Here is a 14324-nt window from a genome sequence, read left to right as displayed (position 1 = left end):
TTCTACAGGGCGTTGGTTTGCGCCTTTGCACAGGCGACGGCTTTCGGCTTGCGCATCAGCAGCGGGCCGAATGTCGCCAGCAGGCCGAGCATGATCAACGGGAAGAACATCAACCGACCCAGGCCTAGATGGCTGACGATCAGGGTGATCACCGCAGGCCCCACCAGCATCCCGGAAAAGCCGATGCAGTTGACGATGCCGATGTTGCGCCCGGCATGCTGGGGATCCCTGCGCCCGGCGGCGGAGATCATCAGCGGGGCAATGCAGGAAAGACCCAGGCCAAACAGGGCGAAGCCGATAATGCCGGTCGTGGCGCTGCCGCCGACGAGGGTGATGATCATGCCGAGGACGCACAGCGTTCCGCAGGCGAAAACCACTTGCGCATTGCCGAACGCCGCCGCCAGCCGGTCACCGAAAAGACGCCCGACAAAGGCGGCGCCGACGAAGATGGAGACAGCCATGCCCGCCGTGGAAGTGGTCGTCGAGAACTCGCGGCGAATGTATTCCTGACCCCAGTCGGCAATGGCGTTCTCGCCCATCATGCTGCCCAGCAGCAGCGTGCCGAGGGCGATCATGACCAGCAGGGTCCTGGCCGAGGGCCCTTTGCCGGACTCATCGGCCACCCCGGCGTTGTGCCATTCGGCGGCCTGCGGGTCGGGCACATCATGCTTGCCCAGCAGCCAGCGACTCAATACACATCCCAGCACCAGCATGGCGATGCCCAGCAAGGTGTAGGGGACTTGTACGCTGTCGGTGTAGAAACCGGTCAACCCACTGCAGGCCATGCCCAGCAGGAAGCCGCCCAATGAATAGAACGCGTGGAAACCGGACATGATCGAGCGTTGGTAAAACCGCTCGACCTGCACGCCATGGGCATTCAGGGCGGTGTCCAGGGCGCCTCGCAACAGCCCGAGCAGCGTGCCGAAACACAGGGCGAACCAGAAGCCGCTGACATACCCCAGCGGGATGATCGAAAGGGGATAGGCCAGGGCGCCCACGGTGATGACCGGTTTGGCGCCAAAGGTGTCGAGCAGGCGGCCCACCAGCAGGGCGCCGGCCGCGGAACCGACGCCGACGCCCAGGGCGATCAGGCCGAAGTCGCTGTCACCCGGTTCCCCGGCGAGACCCAGTTGGGCCCGGAATACGCTCACGCCCGTGGACCAGATGTACATCATGGCGCCGATCATCATGAAACCGAGAAACGTGGCGATACGTGCCTTGCGGATACGCGGGGGAACGGCGGTCTTCTGGATACGGTTTATCACGCTGCAGGGTCCCTTTTATTGTTGTTGGGTGATGATACGGTTGCAGGTTTGCCATCAAAGTTATACGAATAACCTTTCGAAAAGTAAAACGTGTGGATCATGACCTGTCAACGCTTTTTGGACAGCCTGCATAACCTGTGCACTGGGCTATTGGCCTAATGAATCGTTTTGGGTTATACGTATAACTCAAGTCGTTCAAGCGCAGGGGGTTGCGTGTCATCTCAAGAATTGGTTGTCCCGTGCGCCACGCCGCATATGTCGGCCTACCGGCTGACGTTTCTGATATCGGGTCTGTGCATGGGCGCCTGGGCGCCACTGGTGCCCTATGCGCGCAGCCGCGCCGGGGTCGATGATGGCGCGCTGGGCATCCTGTTGCTGTGCCTGGGCCTGGGCTCGCTGGTGATGATGCCGCTGGCCGGCATCCTCAACGCACGCAGGGGTTGCCGCTTCACCATGCACGTCGGCATCGCCCTGGTGCTGCTGACGTTGCCCATCCTCGCCACGATCGATTCATTCGTCGGCCTGATGTTCGCCCTGACAGTGTTCGGTGCCGGCTGTGGCGCGGTCGACGTGACGATGAATGTCCAGGGAGTCATGGTCGAGCGCGCCACTGGTCGCACTTTGATGTCGGGCTTTCATGGCTTGTTCAGCCTGGGCACGATTGTCAGTGCGGCGGGAATCACCGCCTTGCTCTGGCTGGGCGCCACGCCATTGCAGGCCAGCGCCGCGGTGATGGCGGCACTCGCGGCCTTTGTCCTGACCTGTGGACGGCATATGCTCGGGCGCAGTGGCGACGAGGGCGGTCCGGCTTTTCTCAGGCCCAGCGCGAAAGTCCTGGTGCTGGGGGTGTTGTGCCTGTTCGCCTTTCTCGCGGAGGGCGCGATTCTCGACTGGAGCGCGGTGTTTCTGACCCAGGTGCGCGGCGTCGAACATTCCATTGGCGGCCTGGGCTACGCGGTCTTTGCCGTGATGATGGCACTGGGGCGCTTGAATGGTGACCGCATCCTGCTCAGGCTCGGTCCGCGGACGGTGCTGGTCGGCGGCGGCCTGATCGTGATCCTCGGGTTCCTGGTGGTGGTGCTGGCGCCGAACTGGCTGGTCAACCTGGTGGGGTTCGCGGTCATCGGCACCGGCCTTGCCAACATCGCGCCGGTCTACCTGTCCTTGGCCGGCGCGCAACGGACGATGCCGGGCGAGTTGGCCATTGCCGCCGCCACCAGCCTCGGCTACCTCGGCATCCTCATGGGGCCGGCGGTCATCGGCCTGTTCGCCCACGCGACCAATCTGTCCTGGGCGCTGCTGGCCGTGGCCTCGTTGATGTTCGCTATCATGGGCAGTGCCACGCGACTGGTTCCGAAGGGTTCCCCGCAGCGGTTACACTGAGCGCAGTTACAGTTCAAGGACCTCGTCAGAGGTATTCAGAGAGAGTGGGAAGCAAGCGATGGCAGCCGTTTCAATGAAAGACGTAGCACTGGCGGCAGGGGTGTCCCAGCCTGCGGTGTCCTACGCCTACAATCGCCCCTCGAAGTTGTCCCCGGCGCAACGCGAGCACATCCTCGAGGTCGCCGCGTCACTCGGCTACCCGGGCCCGAATGTCCTCGGGCGCAGCCTGCGCTCGGGCAAGATCGGGGCCATCGGGCTGATGATGATGGACAAGTTGTCCCTGGCGTTTGCCGACCCGTGCACCATCGCCCTGTTGCGGGGTATCAGCGAAGTGGGGGAGCTGGAGAACGTCGCGCTGACGTTGTTCCCCCTCAACAACAACCGCCTGGTCGGGCGTGCCCAGGCCGCCAGTCACAGCAGCCTGGCCCTGCGCGGTCTGGTGGACGGGCTGATCATCTCGACCCTGCCCGATGATCATCCGGCGGTGCTGGCGGTGGTGAAGCAGAATATTCCGTTCGTGGTGATCGATTCGCCGCTGGTGGAGAATTCGTTTTTTGTCGGCATCGACGATCGCGGCGCGGCCCGCACTCAGATGCAACACCTGCTGGACCTGGGCCATCGCAAGATCGGCGTCATCATCGATCGCCTCAATCCGGACGGTTATCGCGGCCCTATCGATCGGCAACGCTTCAAGAGCGCCAGCGAGCGTATTGTCCGCGAACGTCTCACCGGTTATGTGGAGGCAGCCAGCGCCGCCGGCCTGGCTTTCGAGGACCTGAGCGTGATCGAGGCCGGTGGGCTGGATTCAACATCGGGGCAGACGGCGGCCTTCACGCTGCTGACGTCCAACGACGTCACCGCGGTGGTCGCCTGTTCGGATGTCATGGCGATCGCCTGCATGAAGACGGCCCACGCCCTCAATCGCCCGGTCCCGCAGACGCTTTCGGTGATCGGTTTCGACGATATTCCCGAAGCGGTGCAGCTTGGCCTGACCACCATCGCCCAGCCCATGGTGGAGAAGGGCCTCCACGCCGCCCGGCTGTTGACCGAGCAATTGAACGCGCCGGCCGATGCACCGTTGCAACCGCAGCAGAAGATATTCGCCACCCGCCTGGTGGTGCGCACGTCGACCCTCAGCGTGCAGCCGTCCGGCGCCTGAGCCCCTGAAAGCGGCGGTGTGAAGTTCACACCGCCTTTTCCTATTGCCCGGTCTTGAAATGCGCCGCCACCCTCAGGGCATTGGCGGCGATGGTCAGCGCCGGGTTGACCGCCGCGGATGACGGGAAGAACGAGCTGTCCACCACCCAGGCGTTGTCCAGGTCATGCAACTTGCAATTCAGGTCCAGTACGCTGGTGGCCGGGTCGCTGCCCATGACGGCGGTGCCGCACTGGTGCGAGTTGGTGGCGATGCCCATGCGCGCCTTCAGGATCACCGGATAGCCCGCCGCGCGCATGATCTTGCTGGTCTTGTCGACCAGGCCTTCATGCGCCTGCAGGTTGTTCGGCGTCCAGTGGACCTTGATCGCGCCGCGCGCCTTGTCGTAGGTGACGCGGTTGTCCGGGGTCGGCAGATCCTCCGAGGTCAGGTACAGGTCGACGCTGTGGTCGGTGATGTAGCGTGAGGCGAACCTGGGCAGCCAGGGGCGCATCGCGGTGATCATCGGCTCGCGGATCTTCCCCAGCATCTGCACGTTACCCAGGGGGAACGCATTGTGGGGGCTGGCGCTGTACCAGTCGTTGATGGCCAGGGTCTTCTGGAAGGTCACCTTGTTCTTGCGCCGCGGGTCCACCGCGAGCATGAAGGTGCTGTTGTGGACCATGTAGTTGCGGCCCAGTTGCCCGGAGCTGTTGCCCAGGCCATCCGGATGCCTGGCGTTGGCCGACTTGAACAACAGCGCGGCACTGTTCACCGCGCCGCACGCCAGGACAAAGCGCCTGGCGCGCAAGGTCACCTCGCGGCCATCCATCACCCCTTGTGCCTCGGTGACGGTCCGGCCATCGGCGCTGGTATTCAACTGCCTGATCGTGGTGCGCGTCATCAGTCGGATGCTTGCACCCGCTAACGCGGGCCTCAGGGCCGACACTTCGGCATCGGCCTTGGCCTCCACCAGGCAGGGGTAGCCGTCGCAGGTGGAGCACAGCACGCAGCCACCGCCATCGCCATGGTCCACCGCCGCCGGCATCACGAAGGGCTTGAGTCCCGAGCGCCGCATGCTCTGCTCCAGCGCGAGCAGGGCCGGGTCGTGTCGCAGCGCCGGTTGCGGGTAGGGGCCCGAACGCCAGGGTTCGCTGGGGTCGATGCCGGCCTGGCCGTGGACGCGGTAAAGCCTTTCCGCTTCGGCGTACCAGGGTTCGAACTCGGCGTAACTGATGGGCCATGCCGGGGACACGCCCTCGGCGTGCTGGATTTCGCCAAAGTCCGCCTCGCGAAATCGCGGCAGCATGGCGCCGTAGAACTTGGTATTGCCGCCGACGTAGTAGAACACGCCCGGCGAAAATGCCTGGTTGTCCCGGTCCAGCCAGGGTTCGGCGTTGCGGTAACGGCCTTGGCCGAACACCGATTCGGCGCTCCAGTTCTGGATCTCGCGGGGCAGGAAGTCGCCTCGCTCGACCACCACGACGTCCAGCCCGCTATCGCGCAGGGCATGGGCGAACGTCGAACCGCCCATGCCCGAGCCGATAATCACCACATCACAATTGACCGTGCCATCTGCATCAGGTGTCACCACGTCGAGGGCGCGAGGCGCCCTCGGTTGTGGCTTCAGCTCTGCATGATGCGAAATCAATGCATCACTCATTTGAGCCGCTCCAGCGCTTACAGGTGTTGTTCGGAGTTGCGGATTTCCCAGTATTCATCCTGGCGTTCGTCGGTGATGTACTCCGGAATCGGGAAGTCCCACCAGCCGGGCACCCAAGGGCCTGCGGCGTCGCGGTCGGTCGGGACTTCGATCAGCACGGGCACGTTGAGGTCCAGGGCTTCCTGCAGGATCGGCTCGAGGTCTTCCGGGCGCTCCACACGGTAGGACTTGAGGCCGAAGGCTTCGCCCACCGCCTTGAAGTCCGGGCTGTAGGGCGTACCGTCCGGGTGGTTGAACTCGGTGCCGATATGGCGACTGGTCTGCTTGCGCTGGCCACCGCGGATCGACATGTAGCCGGCGTTGTTCTGGATCATGAACACCACCGGGATGTTGTTGGTCACGCAGATCGCGATTTCCTGGGAAGTCATCAGGAAATCACCGTCGCCCAGGATGCACACTACCGGTTGATCCGGCGCGGCCAGCTTGGCGCCGATGGCGGCGGGCACGGCCCAGCCCATGGAGGAGAAACCGCCGGAGGTCAGGTGCGTGCGCGGGGTGTACACCGGGAAGGTCTGCTTGACCGCGCCCTGGGTGTTGCCGGAACCGACGACCACGATGGTGTCGCGGGGGAAGACCTTGCGCAGCGCGCCCAGCGGGCGTTGCGAGGTAAACGGGAAACGCTCGGAATCGCGTCGGCCCGCCAGCTTGGTTTCCCATTCGTCCTGGTAGCCACGCAGATCGCTCAGGTACGCCTCGCGTTCGACGGTCTGGCCTTTCAGGCCTTCGACGATAGCGGCCAGGGCATACCTGGCATCGGCGCAGATACCGACGGTCACCGGGTAGTTCTTGCCGATTTCGTGGGGGTCGATGTCGATGTGGATCAGTTTCGACGGCGGAATGGCAAAGGTCACGCCCTTGGCATAACTGGACGACGACCAGTCGGTGAAACGACAGCCCACGGCGATGATCACATCGGCGGTGGAGGCGACCTTGTTGCCGCACAGGGTGCCGGTCTGGCCGACGCTGCCGGCGAACAACGGATGATCTTCCGGGAAGCCGCTCTTGCCGTTCCAGGTGGTGACCACCGGGATTTTCCAGGCTTCGGCAAGGGCGAACACTTCGGCGCTGGCTTCGCCGGTGATGACACCACCACCGATGACCAGTACCGGGCGCTGGCAGGCCTGCAGCTCTTGCACCGCCCGTGCCGTGGCGGCCGGGTCGGGGAAGCATTTGCCGATGGGAGTACGCTCTTCCAGGGCGTGGAGGGTCACCTCCGCGGCCTCGGCCTGGACATCCATCGGGATTTCCAGATGGACCGGACCGGGACGGCCGGTGACCATCGCGCTCCAGGCCCGGTGCATCATGAACGGCAGTTCTTCGACGCGGGTCGCCACCCAATGGCGCTTGGTCACGGCTTCGGCGATTTTCGGGAAGTCGTTATCGGTGTAGCGCTCCAGCTCCTGCAGCAAACCGTGGCCGCGCATGTGGGTGGGTGGCCCGCCGGTGATCAGCATCAGGCTGGTGGAGTCGGTGAACGCCGTGGCCATGCCGATCACTGTGTTGGCCGCACCGGCACCGATGGAGGTGACGGCCGCCATCGGCTTGCCGCACACCCGGTAGTAGCCGTCGGCGAGGTGTACCGCGCTCTGTTCATGGAAGACCTGGATGAACTTGAGCTTCGAGTCTTCCTCGAGGAAGGCATCGGTGAGGGTCCAGATACCGTGGCCAGGGATACCGGCGACGTATTCGACACCATAGTTTTTCAGGGTTTGCGCCACGATCTGGCTGCCGGTCAATTTGGTCATGACAGGACTCCTTGGGTTGATGAAGTCGGGTGGGATGCATTGGGGATGTCAGTGCCGGCGGCGCGTCCGCGGGTCGCCCAGTTCAGGCCCTGCTTGGTCAGGCGGCGGATATTCGGGTCGGCCAGGTTGCTGGTGTCGTGCCCGATGGAGTGATAGAACACCCGGCCTTCGCCCCACTGGCGCACCCAGGCCACCGGGCTGCGATGGCCCTCCAGCCAGGGGAACGGGTTGCCGTCGAAGGTGGTTTCGGCCAGCACGTGGATGTTCGGATCGACCTGCATGTAGTACTGCTCGGAACGCACCTCGAAGTCCTCGACGCCTTGAGTGACCTCGTGGCTGCGATCGATGAAGTTGACCTGGTACGGATGGGGAAAGCCTTCGCCCATCGGATGCTCGAGAAACGAGCCGCCCAGGACCCAGTGGTACTTGAGGCTGGCGCGAAAGGCCGCGCCCGCACCGTGCCAACCCACCAGCCCGGTGCCGCTCTCGATCGCCTGGAGCAGGCGGTTTTCCTGGGAGGCGGTCAGCGTCTCGGTGGTGACGGCGTTGTTCCAGCCGATCACGATCAGGTCATAACCGGTCAAGTCCCTGTCCAGGGTGAAGATATCGGTCGACTCCTCGACCTCGAAATCCAGCTCCTGGAAAACGGTCCGTGCCCATGCCGCGATTTCATAGGGGTAATGGCCGGGCCAGCCACCGAACAAATACAAGACTCGACTCACGGTTGGTCACCTCTTCAAGTGGGTGTGATTATTAGGTTATACGTATAACCGTTTATTTAAACTATCACTCCGAATTTCTAAGTCAATGGCTCTTTCATATTTTTCGTGCAGGCACCGTTTCGTGCTACGAATAGCCCTGTTTACCGGGATTTAACACTAAAGAAGGGCGGGGAATCATGCCGTTGGTACGGGGAGTCGGAGGTTTTTAAAAGAAAAAGTTATACGAATAACTTATTGGTCATTTGATGTGCTTCAACTGTGCGTCTGTGCTGCGTCAGGTTGCGTCATCAATAAGAGCGCTGCGAAATTGCCCGGGGCAGGGGGGTGGGAAAAGATGATCGCTGACGCCGAGTGCGTCTGGCATGCACTCAGAACCACCTGGAGTACGTTGATGATTCGTTATCTGAAAAAAAGCAAACCGGTCGAAGCCCAAGCCGAGATCGCCGCCCAAGTCCGCGATACCGTTGAGCAGATCATCGCCGACGTCGCCCGCAATGGTGACGCCGCCGTGCGTGAGTACTCGCGCAAGTTCGATAAGTGGTCGCCGGTGTCCTTTCGATTGACCGACGAAGAAATCGCGGCGTGTGTAGCGAGTCTGTCCGAACAGGAAATCGGCGATATCACCTTTGCCCAGGCCCAGGTACGCCGTTTTGCCGAAGTGCAGAAGGCATCCATGCACGATGTCGAGGTCGAAACCCTGCCAGGCGTGATCCTCGGGCACCGCAATATTCCGGTGAACTCGGTGGCCTGCTATATCCCGGGCGGGAAATACCCGTTGTTGGCCTCGGCCCATATGAGCGTGCTGACCGCCAAGGTGGCGGGGGTGAAGCGCGTGGTTGCCGCGGCGCCGCCCTTCGATGGCAAGCCCCATCCGGCCATCGTGACCGCCATGTACCTGGCCGGTGCCGATGAAATCTATTGCGTGGGCGGTGTGCAGGCGATTGCCGCGTTTGCCCTGGGTACCGACACCTTCAAACCGGTGGACATGATCGTCGGCCCGGGCAACGCCTATGTCGCCGAAGCCAAGCGGCAACTGTTCGGCAAGATCGGCATCGACCTGATCGCCGGCCCCACCGAGACCCTGGTGATCGCCGATGACAGCAGCGATGTCGAAATCATCGCCGCCGACCTGCTGGGCCAGGCCGAGCACGGTATCAACTCGCCCGCGGTGTTTCTCACCAACAGCGCCGGGCTGGCGGAAACCCTGCCGGCGGAAATCGAACGCCAACTGACCCTCCTGTCCACTGCGCCCGTGGCCTCGGTCGCCTGGCGTGACTACGGCGAGATCATTCTCTGCGACACCGTCGACGAGCTGGTGCAGGAAGCCGACCGCATAGCCTCCGAGCATGTGCAGGTGATGACCGAGGACCCGTTGTACTTCCTCGAGCACATGACCAACTACGGCGCGCTGTTCCTCGGCGAGCGTACCAACGTCTCCTACGGCGACAAGGTCATCGGCACCAACCACACCCTGCCCACCACCGGAACCGCGCGCTACACCGGCGGTCTGTGGGTCGGCAAGTTCATCAAGACCTGCACCTATCAGCGTGTGCTGACGGATGAAGCTTCGGTGCTGGTGGGCGAGTACTGCTCGCGCCTGTGCGGCATGGAAGGTTTCGCCGGGCACAAGGAGCAGGCCGATATCCGCATTCGTCGCTACCGGAAACCCGCTTGAGGCTTGTCACTCGGTAGCACCAGGCTCCCCACTTCGGGGAGCTTTTTTTTGCCTTCGGGAATACACGAAACGCCGGCGCAAAAAAACGCCGGATCATGCTCTCATCAAAGAGGTCATGAGCCAGCGTCAGGGAGAGGTTCGCAAACTTGTCGTTCAGCGCCTGGTCATTCAGGCCGGGATCACCACGAAGCTCTCGGGTTTGCAGGTCAGCGCCACATCCGTGCCCGGCGGCAGGGCATGGCTGCCGGGCGTCGGCAGTTGCTGGCACTTGAGGTCCAGGGTGCCGCCGGCCACCGCGACGCGGTAGATCACCCGGTTGCCGATGAAGGAGGTGTCCTTGACCTTGCCGGCGAAGGCACCGTTGGCCAGGGCCTCACCCAGCGCCGGCTCCAGGCCGATGGTTTCCGGACGGATCGAGACATTCACCGGTCCGGCCCCCACGCCGCTCTTGGCCGCATGGGCGTAGCGCCCGAACGGCAGCTCCACATAGCCGTCACGGCTGTCGCCGAGGCCGTAGGTGCCATTGATGATATTGGTATCGCCGAAGAACTTCGCGGCGAACAACGTACGGGGCGACCAGTACATCTCCTGCGGCCCGCCGATCTGTTCGATGCCGCCCTTGTTCAGCAGCACCACGCGGTCGGACAGGATCATCGCTTCGTCCTGATCGTGGGTGACATAGACAAAAGTGGTCGAGGTCTCTTCGTGGATCCGCTTGATCTCGTTGAGCATATGGTGGCGAATCTTCAGGTCCAGGGCCGCCAGCGGTTCGTCCAGCAGCAGTACCGCCGGACGATTCACCAGGGCGCGGGCCAGGGCCACGCGCTGCGCCTGCCCGCCGCTGAGTTCGGAGATCCAGCGGTTCTTGAAGCTGTCCAGTTGCACCAGCTCCAGGGCCTTGGTCACTTCACGCTTGATTTCGTCCTTGGGCTTCTTCTTCAGGCGCAGGCCGAAGGCCACGTTGTCGAATACATCCAGGTGCGGGAACAGCGCATATTTCTGGAACACCATGTTCACCGGACGATGTTCGGGTGCCAGGGCCGTGGAATCCTTGCCATCGATCACCACCTTGCCGGTGGTCGGTTCCTCGAAGCCGGCGATGATGCGCATCAGGGTGGTCTTGCCGCAGCCGCTGGGGCCGAGCAGGGTCAGGATTTCATTGCGCTTGACCGTCAGGTCGACTTTGCCCAGGGCGGTCAGGTTGCCGTAGCTCTTGGAGATTCCGGTCAGTTCAATACTGTTGGTCATGGCGATTACTCTGCAATTTCAGCACGTTCAAGTTCAAGGCGGCGACGACGCAGGGTCATGACCAGGCCGGCGATGGCGATGATGGCGATGGTCACGACCAGCATGAACACCGAGGCGGCATTGATGGTGGGGCTGACTGCGCGACGCATCATCGAAAGAATCATCAGCGGCAGGGTGGTGTCGCTGCCGGTGACGAAGACGGTGATCAGGAACTCGTCCATGGACAGGGCCACGGCCAGGATCGCGGCACCGGCGATGGTCGGACCGATGATCGGCAGCGTCACCAGCCAGAATGCCTTGAGGGGCGAGGCACCGAGGTCGCGCGCGGCCTCTTCGAACGACAGGTCGAAGTACTCCAGTCGCGAACGCACCGACTCGACGAAAAACGGAAAGGTGAACAGCGTGTGGCCGATGATCACCGTCAGCAGTGAACGGGGCAGGCCGACCAGCGAGAAGAAAATCACCAGGGCAATGCCCAGGAACAAACCGGGCAGGGCGATGGGGGCGAAGTTCATGAAGGCGAACACGGCCTTCACGCGCCCTTTCATGCGCATCAGCGCCAGTGCCGAGAACGTGCCCAGCAACGTGGTGAGGATGGCCGAACCGGCGGCCACGATGGCGCTGTTGGTCAGGGCCGTCATGAAGTCCGAACTGTTGAACAGCGCCTCGTACCATTGGGTGGAGAAGCCTTCGAACGGGAACGACAGCGATGCGGACGAGTGAAAGCTGAACAACGCGATAATCGCGATGGGGGCGTAGAGAAACAACATGTAGACGTAAGTGAATAGCCGGATCATGGCAGGTTACCTTTTTTGTGGACGGCCATCAGTCGTGGTAGCGCTTGCCGGGTGCCAGGTTTGCAGCGCGCAATACGCCCAGCAACAGCGCGTACACCAGCATGAAGACGATCAGCAGCAGATAGGCCATCGCCGCCCCCAGCGGCCAGTTGCCGACCGAGCGGAACTGGTTGGCGATCACCAGGCCGGTGGTCATCGCATCCCGGCCCCCGAGCAATTGCGGGGTGACGTAGTCACTGGCGGCCAGGACGAAGGTGAACATGAACGAGCTGACGATGCTCTTGTGCGCCATCGGCATGATCACCCGCCACAGGATGGTGGTGCCGCCGGCGCCCAGGTCGGCGGCGGCTTCCAGGTAGTCGCGCTTGATGTCGCGCAGGCCCGATACCAGCAACAGCAGGGTAAAGGGCAGCATGATGTGCACCAGGGTCAGCACCACCGAGAACTTGCTGAACACCAGCCATTCCAGTGGCTGGTCGATCAGGCCGAAGTGCTGCAGGGTGGAGTTGATCACGCCGTTGGTGCCCAGGATCGAGCGCCAGGCATAGACCCGCACCAGGTAGCTGGAGAACCACGACACCAGGGCCAGGTACAGCACGGCGTTGGAGCGTGTGCGGTAGACGATGTAGTAGGCCACCGGCGCACTGATCACCGTCGACAGCAGGGCGGTCCAGAAGCCGTTTTGCAGGGCGATCCAGAGTGATTCATAGAAGCCGCTGGCATTCAGCGCCTTGGCATAGTTGGCCAGGGTGGCGGCGGGTTCCATGCTGAAGGTCTTGGCCGTCCAGAAGCTGGCGATCAGCAGCAGCACCGATGGAATGAGAAAGAACACCACCAGGAAGAACAGCGGAGGCGATGCCAGCCAGTATCCGCTGAGGGTTTTCCGGTCGATTTTCACGCGTTTGCCAGCTTTCGCATCCCGGTCGTCCAGGGTGATGGGCTCGCTGTTGTTGACTACGGTCATGATGAGTTGCCTGTGCTTTTTTTTCGATGACGTGGCGCTTGGGTCAGAGAGCGCGTGTTCGTGGACACGCCCCCCTGCGACGGCTTGCCAAACGCTTTAGAACGAGCCTTTGAAGTTCGCCCACTGGTCGATCCATTCGGCGTAGGTCACGTACTGGTCGGAACTCAGCGGCGGTTGGCCGTAGAGTTTGGATTTCTCGAAGAAGCTATCCAGGTGCTCGTAGTCGAAGGTGTTCCTCAAGTCGCTGGGCAGCAGGGGAATGGCCTTGGGGTTGACCACGCCGGAGAACATGGTGGTCGCCATCTTGGCCTGGGTTTCAGCTTCCAGGGTCTTGTTGATGAACTCCAGGGCCAGGGGTATGTCCTTGGCGGTCTTGGGAATGAACAGGGCGTCGCACCAGAGCGCAGCGCCTTCCTGGGGGACGGAGAGGGCGGTGGTGATGCCACGCTTGATGGTTTCACTCGGGGTGTTGGCAGAGGCCGAGAACACGACGTCCACTTCGCCCGAGACCAGCAGGGACACGGCGTCGCCCGAGGAGGCGGCGAACACGCGGCACTGATCACGGTAAGGCTTGAGTTTCTCGAAGGCGTCGTTGAACTCGGCATGGGTCAGGTTCGGGTATTTGTCGGCGTAGCCGCCAATGGCTGCGATCAGGGACCAGTTCGAGGTGCCGTCGTCGACGAAGGTCAGCCGGCCCTTGAGTTTCGGGTCCAGCAGATCCTTGTACTCGGCAGGTTTGCTCACTTTCCCGGGGTTGTAGACGATGGTGTTCATCCCCCACAGCAGCGGGATGCCCCACTGCTTGCCATCCCAGTACCAGCGGCTGCCCTTGTAGAACAGTGGCAGGGTATTGTCGGCCGAGTAGTTGGGGATCTTCGCGGTGTCGATGGCCTTGAGCAGGCCCATCTCCTTGTAGATCTTCTCGTAGCCCAGTGCGTACATGGTCAGGTCGAGCTGCACCGGATCGGTGCCGGCCAGCCGTGCGGTAATGTCGTCCTGGTTGCTGGCGTAGCTGGAGCGGACGGTGACGCCACGCTGCTTGCGCCAATCGGCCAGTTCCGCTTCGCCGGTTTCACCTTCCCAGCCGAGGATTTCCAGGTGGCCTGTGCTCGCGGCGAAGGCGCTGGGCACGAACGATCCGATATACAAGCCCGCGGCAGAGGCGGCGGCGCCCAGCAGGAACGAGCGCCGTTTCAAGCTGATGGAGTTGAGGTCAATGCCGGTCAAACCATAACCCGTCTCTGTTTCTTTTTTCATTTCGAGTTCCTGCCTAGGGTGGTTGTGTGCAAACGTTGAGCGACTGGCAAGGCGAGCGCCCGGCGGTGGTCGCCGGACGTCTCCCTTTTCCTGCAGTCAGTTGGATCGGCAGTGTTATGACCAGCATTGATTCCCTGCAGCTGGAGAGGTTGGTAAGGCCTCTACTGGACCGATTGACTCTTCCCTGGCTGGGCGACGCGCGCTTTTCCCGGTTTACGGGATAAAGCCTGGAGGCGGCGCGCCCAGCGCTTGATAGGCTCGGCTTTTTGTTTTCATGGATCGAGTATTGGCCGGGCAGGCAAGGCACTCAATTTCGCAGCCCTTTTAAAAGCGACGCACTCTGACGCATCAAAGTGACCTAATCGGCGCAGGCGGCTCCCTTGAGGATAGTTCTCACCCTGGCCGGCGTC

The 14324-nt window shown here is 62.5% G+C and carries 11 protein-coding genes; 3 read left to right on the top strand and 8 right to left on the bottom strand.

Translation table 11 applies throughout. From position 1 onward, the window contains the following. Positions 1–2 precede the first annotated feature (2 nt). Positions 3–1262: an MFS transporter gene (locus tag HX881_RS03375; RefSeq protein WP_177083203.1), complete on the bottom strand. Its 1260-nt coding sequence runs from the start codon at positions 1260–1262 to the stop codon at positions 3–5. A gap of 258 nt (positions 1263–1520) precedes the next feature. On the opposite strand from HX881_RS03375, the gene HX881_RS03370 reads away from it, so the two are divergent. Together HX881_RS03370 and HX881_RS03365 are read left to right on the top strand one after the other, a co-directional pair. After that, complete coding sequence (locus HX881_RS03370) at positions 1521–2648, top strand: MFS transporter (protein WP_017128571.1); 1128 nt, start codon at positions 1521–1523, stop codon at positions 2646–2648. Positions 2649–2706: 58 nt separating this feature from the next. Next, positions 2707–3807, top strand: coding sequence for a LacI family DNA-binding transcriptional regulator (locus HX881_RS03365; protein WP_042936503.1), 1101 nt, complete (start codon positions 2707–2709; stop codon positions 3805–3807). 40 nt (positions 3808–3847) lie between these two features. Here the strand turns inward: HX881_RS03365 and HX881_RS03360 are convergent, their stop codons facing one another. The 3 genes from HX881_RS03360 to HX881_RS03350 are packed head-to-tail and all read right to left on the bottom strand — an operon-like array spanning position 3848 to position 7973. Further along, positions 3848–5446, bottom strand: a complete 1599-nt coding sequence (locus HX881_RS03360; protein ID WP_017128569.1) for an FAD-dependent oxidoreductase — start codon at positions 5444–5446, stop codon at positions 3848–3850. Between the two features lie 17 nt (positions 5447–5463). Beyond that, positions 5464–7251: a thiamine pyrophosphate-binding protein gene (locus HX881_RS03355; protein WP_177082751.1), complete on the bottom strand. Its 1788-nt coding sequence runs from the start codon at positions 7249–7251 to the stop codon at positions 5464–5466. Next, the gene (locus HX881_RS03350; protein WP_042936501.1) at positions 7248–7973 is read right to left on the bottom strand and encodes a ThuA domain-containing protein; all 726 of its coding nucleotides are present in this window, start codon (positions 7971–7973) and stop codon (positions 7248–7250) included. Before HX881_RS03350 ends, HX881_RS03355 begins: the two co-directional genes overlap by 4 nt. A gap of 391 nt (positions 7974–8364) precedes the next feature. Between HX881_RS03350 and hisD the strand changes: the two genes are divergently transcribed. Continuing rightward, positions 8365–9648: a histidinol dehydrogenase gene (hisD, locus tag HX881_RS03345; protein WP_177082749.1), complete on the top strand. Its 1284-nt coding sequence runs from the start codon at positions 8365–8367 to the stop codon at positions 9646–9648. A 168-nt stretch (positions 9649–9816) separates the two neighbouring features. On the opposite strand, the gene HX881_RS03340 is transcribed toward hisD, so the two are convergent. The 4 genes from HX881_RS03340 to HX881_RS03325 form a co-directional block, all read right to left on the bottom strand. Next, the gene (locus HX881_RS03340) at positions 9817–10896 is read right to left on the bottom strand and encodes an ABC transporter ATP-binding protein (RefSeq protein ID WP_177082747.1); all 1080 of its coding nucleotides are present in this window, start codon (positions 10894–10896) and stop codon (positions 9817–9819) included. Between the two features lie 5 nt (positions 10897–10901). Then, entirely contained in the window at positions 10902–11693 is a 792-nt protein-coding gene (locus HX881_RS03335; protein WP_017128564.1) for an ABC transporter permease, read from the bottom strand. A 28-nt stretch (positions 11694–11721) separates the two neighbouring features. Beyond that, positions 11722–12657 carry an ABC transporter permease gene (locus HX881_RS03330; protein ID WP_017128563.1) on the bottom strand — a complete coding sequence of 312 codons (936 nt, stop codon included), beginning with the start codon at positions 12655–12657 and terminating at the stop codon, positions 11722–11724. A gap of 96 nt (positions 12658–12753) precedes the next feature. Then, the gene (locus tag HX881_RS03325) at positions 12754–13914 is read right to left on the bottom strand and encodes an ABC transporter substrate-binding protein (protein WP_017128562.1); all 1161 of its coding nucleotides are present in this window, start codon (positions 13912–13914) and stop codon (positions 12754–12756) included. Between the last annotated feature and the right edge of the window lie 410 nt (positions 13915–14324).

The organism is Pseudomonas gingeri, from assembly GCF_013386115.1.
Lineage (GTDB): Bacteria > Pseudomonadota > Gammaproteobacteria > Pseudomonadales > Pseudomonadaceae > Aquipseudomonas > Aquipseudomonas gingeri.
Note: the sequence above shows the minus strand (reverse complement) of the source record. Positions and strands in the feature narration are given on the sequence as shown.